Genomic DNA, 17663 nt, shown 5'->3' on the forward strand with positions numbered 1-17663 from the left:
CAGGGGCCTCGCACCCCGCCCCGAAGCCGCACCCGCAGGGGCCCCGCAGAAGCCGCCGGACGGCAAGCCACCCCACCCGCCCCCCTCCGGTTAGGCTCTGGCCAGGACGACAGCGGATCCGAGGGGAGACCACGGACATGACGCCGGGGCGCAGAAGCAGCACTTTCACCCGTCTGCTGCGGCACGGCTTCACCGATCCGTCCGCCGCCGAACGCCTCCTCGACGGCCCCGAACTGGCCCCCGTGCGCAACGACCCCGTCCTCCTCGAAGCCCTCGGGGCGACCGCCGACCCCGACCTCGCCCTGCACGGCCTGGTCCGCCTCCTGGAGGCCCAGCCCACCCCCACCGCCCATCGGGAACTGCTGGACACCCTCATCGCGGCCAAGCCGCTGCGCGACCGCCTGCTCGGCATCCTCGGCGCCTCCGCCGCCCTCGCCGACCACCTCGCCCGCCACCCCGGCGACTGGCACGCCCTGGTCACCTACGAGCCGCACGACCTCCACCCGGGCGTCGCGGAGTTCGAGCGCGGCCTGGCGGAGGCCACCGACCCGGTCTCGCTCCGCGTCGCCTACCGCCGCTGCCTGCTCTCCATCGCCGCCCGCGACGTCTGCGGCACCACGGACGTCGCCCAGGCGGCCGCGGAGCTCGCCGACCTGGCCACCGCCACCCTCCGCGCGGCCCTGTCCCTGGCCGAACGCGCGGCCCCCGAGGACGCCGCCGCCTGCCGCCTCGCGGTGATCGCGATGGGCAAGTGCGGCGGCCACGAGCTGAACTACGTCTCCGACGTGGACGTGATCTTCGTGGCGGAACCGGCCGAGGGCACCCCCGAACCCCAGGCGCTGAAGGCCGCGACGAAACTCGCCTCGCACCTGATGCGGATCTGCTCCGAGACCACCGTCGAGGGCTCCATCTGGCCGGTGGACGCCAACCTCCGCCCCGAGGGCCGCAACGGCCCTCTCGTGCGCACCCTCAGCAGCCACCTCGCCTACTACCAACGCTGGGCGAAGACCTGGGAGTTCCAGGCCCTGCTCAAGGCCCGCCCGGTGGCCGGGGACGCGGCGCTCGGCCAGGCGTACCTCGACGCCCTCGAACCCCTCGTCTGGAAGGCGGCGGACCGCGAGAACTTCGTGGCCGACGTGCAGAAGATGCGCCGCCGCGTCGTGGAGAACATCCCCGCGGCCGAGATCGACCGCGAGCTCAAGCTGGGCCCCGGCGGCCTGCGCGACGTCGAGTTCGCCGTCCAGCTCCTCCAGTTGGTGCACGGCCGCACCGACCCCGCCCTGCGCAGCGGCACCACCCTGGACGCCCTGACGGCGCTCGCCGCGGGCGGCTACGTCGGCCGCGAGGACGCCGCCCGCCTGGACGAGGCGTACCGCTTCCTGCGCTCCATGGAGCACCGCATCCAGCTCTACCGCCTGCGCCGCACCCACCTCGTGCCCGAGGCGGAGCCGGACCTGCGCCGCCTCGGGCGTTCCCTGGGCCTGCGCGCCGACCCGGTGGCCGAGCTGAACCGCGAGTGGAGGCGGCACACCGGCGTCGTGCGCCGGCTGCACGAGAAGCTCTTCTACCGTCCGCTGCTCGACGCGGTCGCCCAACTGGCCCCCGGCGAGGCCCGGCTGCGCCCGGAGGCGGCCCGCGAACGCCTGGTCGCGCTCGGCTACGCCGACCCGGCCGCCGCCCTGCGCCACCTGGAGGCCCTGGCCTCCGGCGTGAGCCGCAAGGCGGCGATCCAGCGCACCCTCCTGCCGGTCCTCCTCGGCTGGTTCGCCGACTCGGCCGACCCGGACGCCGGCCTGCTGAACTTCCGCAAGGTCTCCGACGCGCTCGGCAAGACCCCCTGGTACCTGCGCCTGCTGCGCGACGAGGGCGCGGCGGCCGAGAACCTGGCCCGCGTCCTGTCGGCGGGCCGCCTCGCCCCCGACCTGCTGATGCGCGCCCCCGAGGCGGTGGCCCTGCTGGGCGACGGCAGCGGAGCGGGCCCCACGGCCGTCGGCGGTGGCCTCGCGCCGCGGCAGCGGGCCGCGCTGGAGCAGGAGATCATGGCGGCCGTGGGCCGCGCGGAGAACGCCGCGCAGGGTGTCACCGCGGCCCGTGGCGTCCGCCGCCGTGAGCTGTTCCGCACCGCCGCCGCCGACATCGTCGGCTCCTACGGCACCGAGACCAGCCCCGCCGAGGCCGACCAGGGCGCGCTGGTGGACCGGGTCGGCGCGGCCGTCTCGGACCTCACCAAGGCGACCCTGGCCGGCACCCTGCGCGCGGTGGTCCGGGAGGGCTGGGGCGACACCCTGCCCACCCGGTTCGCGATCATCGGGATGGGCCGTTTCGGCGGGCACGAGCTGGGCTACGGCTCCGACGCGGACGTGCTGTTCGTGCACGAGCCGCAGGACGGCGTGGACGAGCACGAGGCGTCGGCCGCCGCGAACAAGGTCGTCGCCGAGATGCGCCGCCTGCTCCAGCTCCCCAGCGCCGACCCGCCGCTGCTCATCGACGCCGACCTGCGCCCGGAGGGCAAGTCGGGCCCGCTGGTGCGCACCCTGAAGTCGTACGAGGCGTACTACCGCCGCTGGTCCCTGGTCTGGGAGTCACAGGCCCTGCTGCGGGCCGAGCCGGTCGCCGGCGACGCGGACCTCGGCCGGCGGTTCGTCGAGCTGGCCGACCCGCTGCGCTACCCCGCCAAGGGCCTCACCGAGGACGGGGTCCGCGAGATCCGCCGGCTGAAGGCCCGCATGGAGTCCGAGCGGCTGCCGCGCGGCGCCGACCCCAAGCTGCACACCAAGCTCGGCCCCGGCGGTCTGTCCGACGTCGAGTGGACGGTCCAGCTCCTCCAGATGCGCCACGGCCACCAGGAGGCGGCTCTGCGCACCACCCGCACCCGCCAGGCCCTGGCCGCCGCGCGCGAGGCCGGGCTGCTGTCCGCGGAGGAGGCGGAGATCCTGGACGAGGCGTGGGTGCTGGCCACCCGGGTGCGCAACGCGGTCATGCTGGTCCGCGGCCGGGCCGGGGACACCTTCCCGACCGAGCCCCGCGAGCTGGCCGCCGTGGGCCGCTACCTGGGCTACGGCGCCGGGCACGCGGGGGACATGCTGGACGCGTACCGCCGTACCACCCGCCGGGCGCGCACGGTGGTGGAGGAGCTGTTCTACGGCGACAGGGCCTGAGCCGGCGCGGGGGTCCGGGCCGGGACCAGCCGGGGCAGCGCGTGCGGCAGGCTGCCGTACCACACCCGGGCCACCGTGAACCCGAAGGTCAGGCAGAGCACACCGCCCACCGCGTCCAGCCAGAAGTGGTTGGCGGTGGCGACGATCACCAGCAGGGTGGCCGTCGGGTACAGCAGCCCCAGCACCCGCACCCACGGCACCGACGCCAGCGCGAAAACCGTCAGCCCGCACCACAGCGACCAGCCGATGTGCATCGACGGCATCGCCGCGTACTGATTCGACATGTGCTTGAGGTCGCCGGAGGCCATCGAGCCCCAGGTGTGGTGCGCCATCACGGTGTCCACGAAGTGGCCGCCGCGCATCAGCCGGGGCGGGGCGAGCGGGAACAGGTAGTAACCGACCAGGGCCACACCCGTGGTCGCGAACAGCGCCAGCCGGGTCGCCGCGTACCGGCCGGGATGCCACCGGTACAGCCACACCAGCACCCCGAGCGTGACGACGAAGTGCAGTGTGGCGTAGTAGTAGTTCATCCCGATGATGAGCCAAGTCACCGAGTTGACGGCGTGGTTGACCGACTGCTCGACGGCGATGCCCACCGCGTGCTCGGCGCGCCAGATCCAGTCCGCGTTGCGCAGCGCCGCGGACCGCTGCTCCGGCACGGCGTTGCGGATCAGTGAGTACGTCCAGTAACTCACCGCGATCAAAAGGATCTCGAACCACAGCCGGGGCCGTCTCGGCCGCCGCAGCCGGCCCAGCGGACCGCGTGGGACCTCGCCCGTGACGGCCCGCGGAACGGCCACCTCCTCGCGACCTTCCGGCTCTGTCACGGTCGAGTCACTCATAGGCACAGAGTCTGCCAGACAAGGCTTCCTCGGCCGATCATCCCAAGGTCGGGTCCGCAGCGCACCTTCTACGACGTACGGAGGACATTCGGCGCCGAAGCGGTGGAACCGCGCACCACCAGTTCCGGCATGAACACGAACTCGCTGTGCGGTGCCGGTGTCCCGCCGATCTCCTCCAGCAGCGTGCGCACCGCCGCCTGTCCCATCGCCGGGACCGGCTTGCGGATCGTGGTCAGCGGCGGGTCGGTGAAGGCGATCAGCGGGGAGTCGTCGAACCCGACCACCGACACGTCCCGGGGCACCTCCAGACCCCGCTGCCGGGCCGCCCGTATCGCGCCCAGCGCCATCATGTCGCTGGCGCAGACCACCGCGGTGCAGTCCCGCTCGATCAGCGCCGTCGCCGCCGCCTGACCGCCCTCCAGGGTGTACAGCGAGTGCTGGATCAACTCCGTCTCGACGGTCTGGGCGGCCAGCCCCAGCTGGTCCTGCACCGCCCGGACGAAGCCCTCGATCTTGCGCTGCACGGGCACGAACCGCTTCGGCCCGAGCGCCAGCCCGATGCGGGTGTGCCCCAGCGACACCAGGTGCGTGACCGCCAGCGACATCGCCGCCCGGTCGTCGGGGGAGATGAACGGCGCCTGCACCTTCGGCGAGAACCCGTCCACCAGCACGTACGGCACGCCCTGGGCGCGCAGCCGCTCGTAGCGCTGCATGTCGGCGGTGGTGTCCGCGTGCAGCCCGGAGACGTAGATGATCCCGGCGACCCCGCGGTCCACGAGCATCTCGGTCAGCTCGTCCTCGGTCGACCCGCCCGGGGTCTGCGTGGCGAGCACCGGCGTGTAGCCCTGGCGGGTCAGCGCCTGGCCGATGACCTGCGCCAGGGCCGGGAATATCGGGTTCTCCAGCTCCGGCGTGATCAGGCCCACCAGGCCCTCGCTGCGCTGCCGCAGCCGTACCGGGCGCTCGTAGCCCAGCACGTCCAGCGCGGCGAGCACGGACTGACGGGTGGTGGCGGCGACTCCCGGCTTCCCGTTGAGGACCCGGCTGACGGTCGCTTCGCTCACCCCCGCCTGCGCAGCGATGTCGGCAAGCCGTGTGGTCACGGCACCGGACTGTACCGGTCGTATCTCCCCTTGCACACCGGCCGGACGCCGGGCGCGGGCGGGCGTACGGCCTGCCGTGGGTTGCTGCGTCATCGCGCTCCCTCGGGATTCTCGGTGGCAAGAGCTTGCAAGTCTTGCACAAGTGTCGTCATCGCCGCTCAGCGCCTGCGCCGCTGGGTCGCGCCGCGGTCGCCGGCTGGTCACGACGGAGTAACCATCGTCTCCCCTTGCACTTTTTTTCTGCAAGGTCTTTCGCAACGCTTACATGGCTGTTACGTTCCCATCGCCCGGCCGCGGCAACGGCGCAGTCGGCAAGTCGCAGGGGCGGACGGGACCGTCCCCTGTACCACTCGGGCTTAACCCTCAAGGAGAACTCATGCGGCGTGGCATAGCGGCCTCCGCGCTGGTGGCGTCCCTCGCCCTGACGGCGACGGCGTGCGGCGGGAGCGACAGCGACAGCGGGAAGTCGGACGGCCCGGTCACCATCACCTGGTGGGACACCTCCAACGCCACCAATGAGGCGCCGACGTACAAGGCCCTGATCCAGCAGTTCGAGGCTGCCAACAAGGACGTCAAGGTCAAGTACGTCAACGTCCCCTTCGACCAGGCGCAGAACAAGTTCGACACCGCGGCCGGCGCCAAGGGTGCCCCGGACGTGCTGCGCTCGGAGGTCGGCTGGACCCCCGCCTTCGCCAAGAAGGGCTTCTTCCTGCCCCTCGACGGCACCGAGGCCCTCGCCGACCAGGGCAAGTTCGAGCCGAACCTGATCAAGCAGGCCCAGTACGAGGGCAAGACCTACGGCGTGCCGCTGGTCACCGACACCCTCGCGCTGGTCTACAACAAGGCCCTGTTCAAGAAGGCCGGCATCACCGAGGCCCCCAAGACCTGGGACGAGCTGAAGGCCGACGCCGCCAAGATCAAGGACAAGGCCCAGGTCGACGGCTACTGGGGCTCCACCCAGGCCTACTACGCCCAGCCCTTCCTCTACGGCGAGGGCACCGACACCGTCGACGCCGCCGCCAAGAAGATCACCGTGGACTCGCCGGCCGCCAAGAAGGGCTACGGCACCTGGCTGAGCCTGTTCTCCGGCAAGGGCCTGCACAAGGCCGACGCCACCGCAGACGCCTACGCCCACATCCAGGACGCGTTCGTCAACGGCAAGGTCGCCGCGATCATCCAGGGCCCCTGGGAGATCACGAACTTCTACAAGGGCAGCGCCTTCCAGGACAAGGCGAACCTCGGCATCGCCACCGTCCCGGCGGGCTCCACCGGCAAGGCGGGCGCCCCGACCGGCGGCCACAACCTCTCGGTCTACGCCGGCTCGGACAAGGCCCACCAGGCGGCGGCCCTGAAGTTCGTCAAGTTCATGACCTCGGCGCCGTCCCAGGAGACCATCGCCCTGAAGAACTCCACTCTGCCCACCCGCTCCGACGCCTACACCGACAAGGTCAAGGCCGACCCGGGCATCGCCGGTTACCAGGGCGTCCTCGCCGCCGCCCAGCCCCGCCCGGCGCTGCCCGAGTACAGCTCCCTGTGGGGTCCGCTCGACACCGAGCTGCCCAAGGTCGCCAGCGGCAAGGAGTCGCTGGACAAGGGCCTGGGCAACGCCGAGCTGGCCATCTCCAAGCTCGTGAGCGGCTTCAGCAAGTAAGCCCGCGTGGCCGTCGGATCCTTCCGCGTGAACGGGGGGAAGGGTCCGACGGCCACCACCCTGTGCCCGGCCCAACCCCTTGATCTTCTTGAAGGTGTCGAACCATGACAGTCGCCATCGACCGCGCGACCGGCAAGCGCCGCGGTGACCGCGCGCCTCGGCCCGGGCTGGGGCAGCGCTTCCGAAACGGTTTCCAGAAGTACTGGTACGCCTACGCGATGATCGCCCCGGTGGTCGTCGTGCTCGGCGTCCTCGTGGGCTACCCGCTGGTCCGGGGCTTCTACCTGACCCTCACCGACGCCAACAGCCTGAACTCGGCGCGCACGATCGGCGTCAACCACATCGACGCCACGTACAAGTTCATCGGCCTGGACAACTACCACGACATCCTCTTCGGCCCGACGGCGTACGACCGGTTCTGGTCGCACTTCCTGTGGACCGTGTTCTGGACGGTCGCCTGCGTGGCCCTGCACTACAGCATCGGTCTCGGTCTCGCGCTCATGCTCAACCAGAAGCTGCGCGGCCGTACGGCCTACCGGCTGCTGCTCGTCCTGCCCTGGGCCGTGCCGACCTTCGTCACCGTCTTCTCCTGGCGGATCATGCTCGCCGACTCCGGCGTGCTCAACCAGATCCTCGGCTCCCTCCACCTGCCCCAGCCGGAGTGGCTGGAGGACACCTTCTGGCAGCGGTTCTCCGCGATCATGGTCAACACCTGGTGCGGTGTGCCGTTCATGATGCTGTCCCTGCTCGGCGGCCTGCAGTCCATCGACTCCTCGCTGTACGAGGCCGCCGAGATGGACGGCGCGAGCGCCTGGCAGCGGTTCCGGCACGTCACCCTGCCCGGCCTGCGCTCGGTCAGCTCCACCGTCGTGCTGCTCGGCATCATCTGGACCTTCAACCAGTTCGTCATCATCTTCCTGCTGTTCGGCAAGAACTCCGCCCCGGACGCCCAGATCCTCGTCACCTGGGCCTACCAACTGGGCTTCGGCCAGCAGCCGCGCGACTTCGCCCAGTCCGCCGCGTACGGCGTGCTGCTGCTGTCGATCCTGACCGTCTTCACCTCCTTCTACTTCCGCTGGCTGAAGCGCAATGACCAGCTCGCCGTCTGACGCCGCAGGAGCCGCCGCCATGAGCACCACGACCCTGGACAAGACCGAGACCGCCCCGGCCCCCGCGACCGCCCCCCGGCGCCGCGTGCGCCGGCGCGGCGAGCGCAGCCCGGCCGGCGCCGCCCTGCTGCACGGCGGCCTCGCCGTGGCGAGCCTGATCGCCCTGGCCCCGGTGGCCTGGCTGTTCTACCTGTCCCTCGGCCCGGACAAGGAGGACTACCTGCACCCGGCGGACATCGCGGGCAAGTTCAGCTTCTCGAACTACAGCTTCGTGCTGCAGCACACCGGGTTCCTGGACTGGTTCAAGTCGACGATGATCGTGGCGCTCGGCACGACGTTCATCGGTGTCCTGGTCGCCGCCACCACCGGCTACGCGGTCTCCCGGATGCGCTTCCCCGGCTACAAGCAGCTGATGTGGGTCCTGCTGCTCACGCAGGCCTTCCCGATCGCCATCCTGATCGTGCCGATGTACGAGATCTTCAGCGAGCTCGGCCTCATCGACACCTACTGGGCGCTGATCCTCATCAACTGCACCACCGCCGTGCCGTACAGCGCCTGGCTGCTCAAGGGGTACTTCGACACCATCCCCTTCGAGATCGACGAGGCCGGCCGGGTGGACGGGCTCAGCCCCTTCGGCACCTTCTTCCGGCTGATCCTGCCGCTGGCCCGCCCGGGCCTGGCCGTGGCCGCGTTCTACAACTTCATCACCGCCGTCGGCGAGGTCGCCTTCGCGACCACCTTCCTGCTGGACGACTCCAAGTACACCTTCGCCGTCGGTCTGCAGACCTTCGTCAGCGAGCACGACGCCCAGTGGAACTACATGGCCGCCACCGCGGTGCTGATCGCGATACCCGTGACCGTGTTCTTCTACCTCGTGCAGAAGAACCTCGTCACCGGTCTCACCGCCGGCGGCACCAAGGGCTGACGCCCGCCACTGTCCAGGCGGGCCGCGGTGTCCATCCGACCCCGCTGTCACCGCGGCCCGCCTCGCCGCCGCACCCACCGACCTCCCACCATGCCCCAGTTACGTATCAAGGACGCCATGAGCCAGCAGCACCCTGCCGCACCGGCCCGCCACTCCGCCGTCGCCACCGTCGCCGACCGCCGCGACTGGTGGCGGGACGCGGTCATCTACCAGGTCTATCCGCGCAGTTTCGCCGACAGCAACGGCGACGGCATGGGCGACCTGGAGGGCGTACGCTCCCGTCTGCCCTATCTGCGTGACCTCGGCGTCGACGCCGTGTGGCTCAGCCCCTTCTACGCCTCCCCGCAGGCCGACGCCGGCTACGACGTCGCCGACTACCGCGCCGTGGACCCGATGTTCGGCTCGCTCCTGGACGCCGACGCGCTCATCCGCGACGCCCACGAGCTGGGCCTGCGCATCATCGTGGACCTGGTCCCGAACCACTCCTCCGACCAGCACGAGTGGTTCAAGCGCGCCCTCGCCGAGGGCCCCGGCTCCCCGCTCCGCGACCGCTACCACTTCCGCCCCGGCAAGGGGAAGAACGGCGAACTGCCGCCCAACGACTGGGAGTCCATCTTCGGCGGCCCGGCCTGGACCCGGGTGACCGAGCCGGACGGCACCCCCGGCGAGTGGTACCTGCACCTCTTCGCCCCCGAGCAGCCCGACTTCAACTGGAACCACCCCGCCGTCGGCGACGAGTTCCGCTCCATCCTCCGCTTCTGGCTGGACATGGGCGTGGACGGCTTCCGTATCGACGTCGCCCACGGCCTGGTCAAGGCCGACGGTCTGCCCGACCTCGGTGCCCACGACCAGCTCAAGCTGCTGGGCAACGATGTCATGCCGTTCTTCGACCAGGACGGCGTGCACGAGATCTACCGCCAGTGGCGAAGGATCCTCGACGAGTACGCGGGGGAGAAGATCTTCGTCGCCGAGGCATGGACCCCGACCGTCGAGCGCACCGCCCACTACGTCCGCCCCGACGAACTCCACCAGGCCTTCAACTTCCAGTACCTGAGCGCGGAGTGGGACGCGGAGGAACTGCGGGCGGTCATCGACCGCACGCTGGAGGCCATGCGCCCGGTCGGCGCCCCCGCCACCTGGGTGCTGTCCAACCACGACGTCACCCGGCACGCCACCCGCTTCGCCAACCCGCCCGGCCTCGGCACCCAGATCCGCACCGCCGGGGACCGGGAGCTGGGCCTGCGCCGCGCCCGCGCCGCCACCCTCCTGATGCTCGCCCTGCCCGGGTCGGCGTACATCTACCAGGGCGAGGAACTGGGCCTCCCGGACGTCGTGGACCTGCCCGACGAGGTGCGCCAGGACCCGGCGTACTTCCGGGGCGCCGGCCAGGACGGCTTCCGCGACGGCTGCCGGGTCCCGATCCCCTGGACCCGCGAGGGCTCGTCCTACGGCTTCGGCAGCGGCGGGAGCTGGCTCCCGCAGCCCGCCGACTGGGCCGGGCTGAGCGTGGCGGCGCAGACCGGTGTCCCCGGCTCCACGCTGGAGCTGTACCGGGCCGCGCTGCGCGCGCGCCGCGCCCACCCGGACCTCGGCGCGGGGGAGGCGGTGGAGTGGCTGCGGGCGCCCGAGGGCGTCCTGGCCTTCCGGCGCGGGGAGTTCGTGTGCGTCGCGAACACCACGGGAGAGTCGGTGACGACCCCGTCGTACGGCCGTGTCCTGCTCACCAGCGGTGAGGTGACCGAGGCGGACGGCGAGACGAAGGTGCCCGCCGACACCACGGTCTGGTGGACGACGACGGACTGACAGCCGGACGTGGGACCCGTCCTGGGGTCCCGTCTGAAAGTTCTTGCATCAAGTTCACAACGGCCCGCTGCGCTTCGGCCAGCGGGCCTTTAACATCTGCGTCACCGCAAGCTTGCTGAAATATTTCAGCAAGCGCCTTCAGCGGTCCATCTGCCTTCAACGTCGAAGGAACCCCACATGGCACGCAGGACCCTCCCCACGGCGGTCGCCCTCACGGCCGCCGCTCTGGTTGGCATGACCCCGACGGCCGCCGAGGCCTCCCCGCCCGGCACCAAGGACGTCACCGCCGTCCTCTTCGAGTGGAACTACGCCTCGGTGGCCAAGGAGTGCACCACCACCCTCGGCCCCGCCGGCTACGGATACGTCCAGGTCTCCCCGCCCGCCGAGCACATACAGGGGGCGCAGTGGTGGACGTCGTACCAGCCCGTGTCGTACAAGATCGCGGGCCGCCTCGGCGACCGCACGGCCTTCCGGAACATGGTGAACACCTGTCACGCGGCCGGGGTGAAGGTCGTCGCCGACACCGTGATCAACCACATGTCGGCGGGCAGCGGCACCGGCACCGGCGGCTCGTCGTACACGAAGTACGACTACCCGGGCCTGTACTCGGTCTACGACTTCGACGACTGCACCTCCCAGGTGTCGAACTACTCCGACCGCTGGAACGTGCAGCACTGCGAACTCGTCGGCCTCGCCGACCTGGACACCGGCGAGGAGTACGTCCGCAAGACCATCGCCGGCTACCTGAACGACCTCCTCACCCTCGGCGTCGACGGCTTCCGGATCGACGCCGCCAAGCACATACCGGCAGGTGACCTGGCGAACATCAAGAGCCGCCTGACCAACCCGTCCGCCTACTGGAAGCAGGAGGTCATCTACGGCGCGGGTGAGGCCGTCCAGCCCTCCGAGTACACCGGCAACGGAGACGTCCAGGAGTTCCGCTACGCCTACGACCTCAAGCGCGTCTTCACCAGCGAGAAGCTCGCCTACCTGAACAACTACGGCGAGGGCTGGGGCTATCTGAACAGCTCGGTCGCGGGCGTCTTCGTCGACAACCACGACACCGAGCGCAACGGCAGCACGCTGAACTACAAGAGCGGCGCCAACTACACCCTGGCCAACGTCTTCATGCTCGCGTGGCCGTACGGCGCCCCGGACGTCAACTCCGGCTACGAGTGGTCGGACGCCGACGCCGGTCCGCCCAACGGCGGCCAGATGAACGCCTGCTGGCAGGACGGCTGGAAGTGCCAGCACGCCTGGCCGGAGATCAAGTCCATGGTGGCCTTCCGCAACGCGACCCGCGGCCAGGCGGTCACCAACTGGTGGGACAACGGCAACAACGCGATCGCGTTCGGCCGGGGGAGCAAGGGCTACGTGGCGATCAACCACGAGTCCTCGTCCCTGACCCGCACCTACCAGACGTCCCTCCCGGCCGGGACGTACTGCAACGTCCAGAACAACACCCCGGTGACCGTGAACTCCAGCGGACAGTTCACCGCCACCCTCGGCTCGAACACGGCCCTGGCGCTCTACGCCGGCAAGTCGAGCTGCTAGCACCAGCCTGACGGAGCGTGAAACCTCTTACGGGAGGTTTCACGCCCCTTGCTGCAAACCACCAGCCGCCCTCGCAAGGAGTCATCCCCTGTGATACCGAGATGGCCGGCGCCCCGCAGGCGCCGCACCCCGCACCGCGGACGGGCCGCGGCCGTCACCGCCGTCGCCCTCGCCGCCGCGCTGCTCCAGCCACTGGCCGCCCACGCGGCCACCCCGCCCGCGCCCCCCTCGGACGCGAAGCTCGCCGCCGTACCCGCCCGGCACGACGACACCCGCGAGCAGTTCTACTTCGTCATGCCGGACCGCTTCGCCAACGGGGACACCTCCAACGACAAGGGCGGACTGACCGGCTCCCGCCTGTCCACCGGGTACGACCCCACCGACAAGGGCTTCTACCAGGGCGGCGACCTCAAGGGCCTGACCAAGCGGCTCGACTACATCAAGGGCCTCGGCACCACGGCCATCTGGCTGGCGCCGATCTTCAAGAACCGTCCGGTGCAGGGAACCGGCAGCAACGCCTCGGCCGGCTACCACGGTTACTGGATCACCGACTTCACCCAGGTCGACCCGCACTTCGGCACCAACGACGACCTCAAGTCCCTCATCTCCAAGGCCCACGCCAAGGGAATGAAGGTCTTCTTCGACGTCATCACCAACCACACCGCAGACGTCGTGGACTACGACGAGAAGTCCTACGACTACCTGTCCAAGGGCGCCTTCCCCTACCTGACGAAGGACGGCAGGCCCTTCGACGACGCCGACTACGCCGACGGCAGCCGGAAGTTCCCGGCCGTCTCCGGCGCCTCCTTCCCGTACACCCCGAAGGCCACGAGCGGGAGCAAGGTCCCGGCCTGGCTCAACGACCCGACGATGTACCACAACCGGGGCGACTCGACGTACGCCGGCGAGTCCACCACCTACGGCGACTTCTCCGGCCTGGACGACCTGTGGACCGAGCGTCCCGAGGTCGTCCGCGGCATGGAGAAGATCTACGAGCGGTGGGTGCGGGACTTCGCCGTCGACGGCTTCCGGATCGACACCGTCAAGCACGTGGACATGGAGTTCTGGACCCAGTGGGCCACCGCGCTGGACCGCTACGCGGCCGAGCGCGGGCGGAAGAACTTCTTCATGTTCGGCGAGGTCTACTCCGCCGACACCGCCGTCACCTCCCCGTACGTCACCCAGGGCCGCCTGGACGCCACCCTCGACTTCCCCTTCCAGGACGCGGCCCGCGCCTACGCCTCCCAGGGCGGCAGCGCGCGCAGGCTCGCGAGCGTCTTCGGTGACGACTACAGGTACACGACGGACAAGGCCAACGCCTACGAGCAGGTCACCTTCCTCGGCAACCACGACATGGGCCGCATCGGGTACTTCCTGAAGCAGGACAACCCGAAGGCCACCGACGCCGAGATCCTGAAGAAGGACAGGCTCGCCAACGAGCTGATGTTCCTCAGCCGGGGCAACCCGGTCGTCTACTACGGCGACGAGCAGGGCTTCACCGGCTCCGGCGGCGACAAGGACGCCCGCCAGACCATGTTCGCCTCCAAGGTCGCCGACTACCTGGACGACGACGAGATCGGCACCGACCGCACCCACGCGAGCGCCGCCTACGACACCAAGGCCCCGCTGTACCGGCAGATCGCCGCGCTCGCGAAACTGCGCAAGGCCGATCCGGCCCTGACCGACGGAGTGCAGACCGAGCGGTACGCGGCCGACGGGCCCGGTGTCTACGCCTTCACGCGCACCGACGCCCGGACGGGCCAGGAGTACGTCGTCGCCTTCAACAACGCCGACTCCGAGAAGACGGCGACGTTCGCGACCGGATCCGCGGACATGTCGTACCGGGGCGTCTACGGCGCCACCGACACCGTGCGGACGGACGGCGACAGGAAGCTCACCGTCACCGTCCCGGCCGGTTCCGCCGTCGTCTACAAGGCCGCCGGCACCCTCGCCGAGCCCGCCACCGAGCCGGGTATCGCCCTGACCGCCCCGGCCGCCGGAGCCACCGGGACGGCCGTCCTGAAGGCCGACGTCGACGGCGGACAGCTCAACCGGGTCGTCTTCGCCGCCCAGGTCGGAAACGGCACGTGGAAGACCCTCGGCTCCGCCGACCACGCCCCCTACCAGGTCACTCAGACGCTCGGCAAGGACGTGCCCGCCGGCACCGCCCTGCGCTACAAGGCCGTCGTCATCGACTCGGCCGGGCGCACCGCGAGCGCCACGGCGAGCAGCACCACCGGGACCCCGCCCGCGCCCGAGGTCCCCACGGCCTCCTCCCGGGACTACGTGATCGTCCACTACCAGCGCACGGACGGGGACTACGCCGACTGGGGCCTGTACGCCTGGGGCGACCTCGCCGACGGCGAGGCCACGAACTGGCCGGCCAGCCACCCCTTCATCGGCCGGGACGCCTACGGCGCCTTCGCCTACGTCAAGCTCAAGCCCGGCGCCTCCGACGTCGGCTTCCTGGTCATCGACAAGGACGGCGACAAGGACGTCTCGGCCGACCGGTCCATCGACGTCACCAGGACGGGCGAGGTCTGGATCGAACAGGGCAAGGCCGAGGTACGGACCGAACGGCCCGGCTATCCCGCCCAGGACAAGACGAAGGCCGTCCTGCACTATCACCGCGCCGACGGCAACTACGACGGCTGGGGCCTGCACGTCTGGACGGGTGCCGCGCACCCCACCGACTGGTCGGACCCGCTGGAGCCGGTGAAGACTGATGCCTATGGCGCGGTCTTCGAGGTGCCGCTCACCGAGGGTGCCACCAGCCTCAGCTACATCATCCACAAGGGCGACGAGAAGGACCTCCCGGCCGACCAGTCCCTGGACCTCAAGGGCAGCGGCAACGAGGTCTGGCTGGTGAACGGCCAGGAGCAGTACCTGCTGCCCCAGCCGGCCGGCAGTGCCGCCGCGCTGGACCCGACCACGTCCAAGGCGGTCTGGATCGACCGGGACACCCTCGCCTGGAACGGCGTCGACGGCGCCGCCTCCACCCAGCTGCTGTACTCCCGCGACGGCTCGATCACCGTCGAGGACGGGACGCTGACCAGTGACGACGAACGCTGGATCCGGCTGGAGAAGACCGCGCTGACGGACGCGCAGAAGGCGAGGTTCCCGCATCTGAAGGACTACACCGCCTGGTCCGTCGACCCGCGTGACCGGGACCGGGTCCGTGCGGCGGTCAAGGGCCAGCTCGTGGCCTCTCAGCGCGCCGCCAACGGTGCCGTGCTGGCCGCGACCGGCGTGCAGATCGCCGGTGTGCTGGACGACCTCTACCCCGGTGCGACGAAGGCGAAGCTCGGCCCGGTCTTCCACGACGGCCGGCCCACGCTGTCCGTGTGGGCGCCGACGGCCCAGTCCGTGCGCCTCGACCTGGACGGCAAGGCCGTGCCGATGCACCGGGACGACACCACCGGGGTCTGGTCCGTCACCGGCCCCGCGTCCTGGAAGGGCAAGCCCTACCGGTACGTCGTCAAGGTGTGGGCGCCCAGCGTCCGCAAGCTGGTCACCAACAAGGTCACCGACCCGTACTCGGTCGCGCTCACCGCGAACTCCGGGCGCAGCCTCGTCGTGGACCTGAACGACCCGTCCCTCGCCCCGGCCGGCTGGACGTCCCTGCGCAAGCCGAAGGCCGTACCGCTGAAGGACGCGCAGATCCAGGAGCTGCACATCCGGGACTTTTCCGTCGAGGACCGCACCGCGAAGCACCCGGGCACCTACCTGGCCTTCACCGACAAGGACAGCGACGGCTCCAGGCACCTGCGGGCGCTGGCCCGTGCCGGGACGTCGTACGTCCACCTGCTGCCCGCGTTCGACATCGCCACCATCCCCGAGCGGAAGGCCGACCAGGCGCGGCCGGACTGCGACCTGGCCTCCTACCCGGCCGACTCCGACAAGCAGCAGGAGTGCGTGGCGAGGACCGCCGCGAAGGACGCCTACAACTGGGGTTACGACCCGTACCACTACACGGTCCCCGAGGGTTCGTACGCCACCGACCCGGACGGCACGGCCCGTACCGTCCAGTTCCGCCAGATGGTCCAGTCGCTGAACCGGGACGGGCTGCGGGTCGTCATGGACGTCGTCTACAACCACACCGCGGCCAGCGGGCAGGCGGACACCAGCGTCCTGGACCGGATCGTGCCCGGCTACTACCAGCGGCTCCTCGCCGACGGCTCGGTGGCCAACAGCACCTGCTGCGCCAACACCGCGCCGGAGAACGCGATGATGGGCAAGCTGGTGGTGGACTCCATCGTCACCTGGGCGAAGCAGTACAAGGTCGACGGGTTCCGCTTCGACCTCATGGGCCACCACCCGAAGGCCAACATCCTGGCCGTCAGGAAGGCCCTGGACGCACTGACCGTCGAGAAGGACGGCATCGACGGCAAGAAGATCATCCTGTACGGGGAGGGCTGGAACTTCGGCGAGGTCGCGAACGACGCCCGGTTCGTGCAGGCCACGCAGGCCAACATGGCCGGCACCGGCATCGCCACCTTCTCCGACCGCGCCCGCGACGCGGTGCGCGGCGGCGGCCCCTTCGACGAGGACCCCGGCGTCCAGGGCTTCGCGTCCGGGCTCTACACCGACCCCAACTCCTCCACGGCCAACGGCACCGAGGAGGAGCAGAAGGCACGCCTGCTGCACTACCAGGACCTGATCAAGGTCGGTCTGACCGGCAACCTGGCCGGGTACCGGTTCACCGGCACCGACGGCAAGGAGGTGACCGGCGCCGGGGTCGACTACAACGGCGCGCCCGCCGGGTACGCACACGCGCCCGGTGACGCCCTCGCCTATGTGGACGCCCACGACAACGAGTCCCTGTTCGACGCGCTGACCTACAAGCTGCCGAAGGACACCTCCGCGTCCGACCGGGCCCGGATGCAGGTCCTCGCGATGGCCACGGCCGCCCTCTCCCAGGGACCCGCGCTCTCCCAGGCCGGCACCGACCTGCTGCGCTCGAAGTCCCTGGACCGCAACTCCTTCGACAGCGGGGACTGGTTCAACGCCATCCACTGGAACTGCGCCGACGGCAACGGCTTCGGGCGCGGGCTGCCCCCGGCGGCCGACAACCAGTCCAAGTGGGAGTACGCCAAGCCGCTGCTGAGCACGGTCGAGGTCGGCTGCGAGCAGATCACCGGCGCCTCGGCCGCCTACCGGGACCTGCTCAGGATCCGTACGACCGAGAAGGCGTTCTCCCTCGGGACGGCCGCGCGGGTGCAGGAAGAGCTGTCGTTCCCGCTGTCCGGGAAGGACGAGACGCCGGGCGTGATCACCATGCGCCTCGGTGACCTGGTGGTCGTCTTCAACGCCACCCCGCAGCGGCAGGAGCAGAAGATCGCCGCCCTCGCCGGGACGCCGTACCGGCTGCACCCGGTGCAGGCGGCGGGCGCCGACGAGGTGGTGCGGACCGCCGCCTACGCGGCCGGCTCGGGCACGTTCAGCGTGCCCGCGCGGACCGTCGCGGTGTTCACCCGCGCGGGGAACTAGGGTGAGGCCGTTGCCCTAGAACAGGAGT

9 protein-coding genes are annotated in these 17663 nt (G+C 70.6%); 7 read left to right on the forward strand and 2 right to left on the reverse strand.

Annotation, left to right across the window (positions count from 1 at the left end; all coding sequences use genetic code 11):
• Nucleotides 1-137 precede the first annotated feature (137 nt).
• Nucleotides 138-3158 carry a bifunctional [glutamine synthetase] adenylyltransferase/[glutamine synthetase]-adenylyl-L-tyrosine phosphorylase gene (locus C3492_RS41595; protein WP_103817775.1) on the forward strand — a complete coding sequence of 1007 codons (3021 nt, stop codon included), beginning with the start codon at nt 138-140 and terminating at the stop codon, nt 3156-3158.
• On the opposite strand, the gene C3492_RS41600 is transcribed toward C3492_RS41595, so the two are convergent.
• Together C3492_RS41600 and C3492_RS41605 are read right to left on the reverse strand one after the other, a co-directional pair.
• Complete coding sequence (locus C3492_RS41600) at nt 3140-4000, reverse strand: phosphatase PAP2 family protein (RefSeq protein WP_103817776.1); 861 nt, start codon at nt 3998-4000, stop codon at nt 3140-3142. The two genes, C3492_RS41595 and C3492_RS41600, sit on opposite strands and share 19 nt — an antisense overlap.
• A 68-nt stretch (nt 4001-4068) precedes the next feature.
• Complete coding sequence (locus C3492_RS41605) at nt 4069-5103, reverse strand: LacI family DNA-binding transcriptional regulator (RefSeq protein WP_103817777.1); 1035 nt, start codon at nt 5101-5103, stop codon at nt 4069-4071.
• Between the two features lie 376 nt (nt 5104-5479).
• Between C3492_RS41605 and C3492_RS41610 the strand changes: the two genes are divergently transcribed.
• The 6 genes from C3492_RS41610 to pulA all read left to right on the forward strand — a co-directional run bounded on the left by C3492_RS41610 (nt 5480) and on the right by pulA (nt 17635).
• Nucleotides 5480-6754, forward strand: coding sequence for an extracellular solute-binding protein (locus tag C3492_RS41610; RefSeq protein WP_103817778.1), 1275 nt, complete (start codon nt 5480-5482; stop codon nt 6752-6754).
• A 104-nt stretch (nt 6755-6858) separates the two neighbouring features.
• Nucleotides 6859-7863, forward strand: coding sequence for a carbohydrate ABC transporter permease (locus C3492_RS41615; protein WP_103817779.1), 1005 nt, complete (start codon nt 6859-6861; stop codon nt 7861-7863).
• A 19-nt stretch (nt 7864-7882) separates the two neighbouring features.
• Complete coding sequence (locus C3492_RS41620; protein ID WP_103817780.1) at nt 7883-8788, forward strand: sugar ABC transporter permease; 906 nt, start codon at nt 7883-7885, stop codon at nt 8786-8788.
• Between the two features lie 117 nt (nt 8789-8905).
• Nucleotides 8906-10591 carry a glycoside hydrolase family 13 protein gene (locus tag C3492_RS41625; protein WP_103817781.1) on the forward strand — a complete coding sequence of 562 codons (1686 nt, stop codon included), beginning with the start codon at nt 8906-8908 and terminating at the stop codon, nt 10589-10591.
• 177 nt (nt 10592-10768) lie between these two features.
• Nucleotides 10769-12145, forward strand: a complete 1377-nt coding sequence (locus C3492_RS41630) for an alpha-amylase family protein (protein ID WP_181140835.1) — start codon at nt 10769-10771, stop codon at nt 12143-12145.
• A gap of 90 nt (nt 12146-12235) precedes the next feature.
• Entirely contained in the window at nt 12236-17635 is a 5400-nt protein-coding gene (gene pulA / locus C3492_RS41635; protein ID WP_103817782.1) for a pullulanase-type alpha-1,6-glucosidase, read from the forward strand.
• Nucleotides 17636-17663: the final 28 nt, after the last annotated feature.

Source organism: Streptomyces sp. Ru62, from assembly GCF_002920615.1.
Taxonomy (GTDB): domain Bacteria; phylum Actinomycetota; class Actinomycetes; order Streptomycetales; family Streptomycetaceae; genus Streptomyces.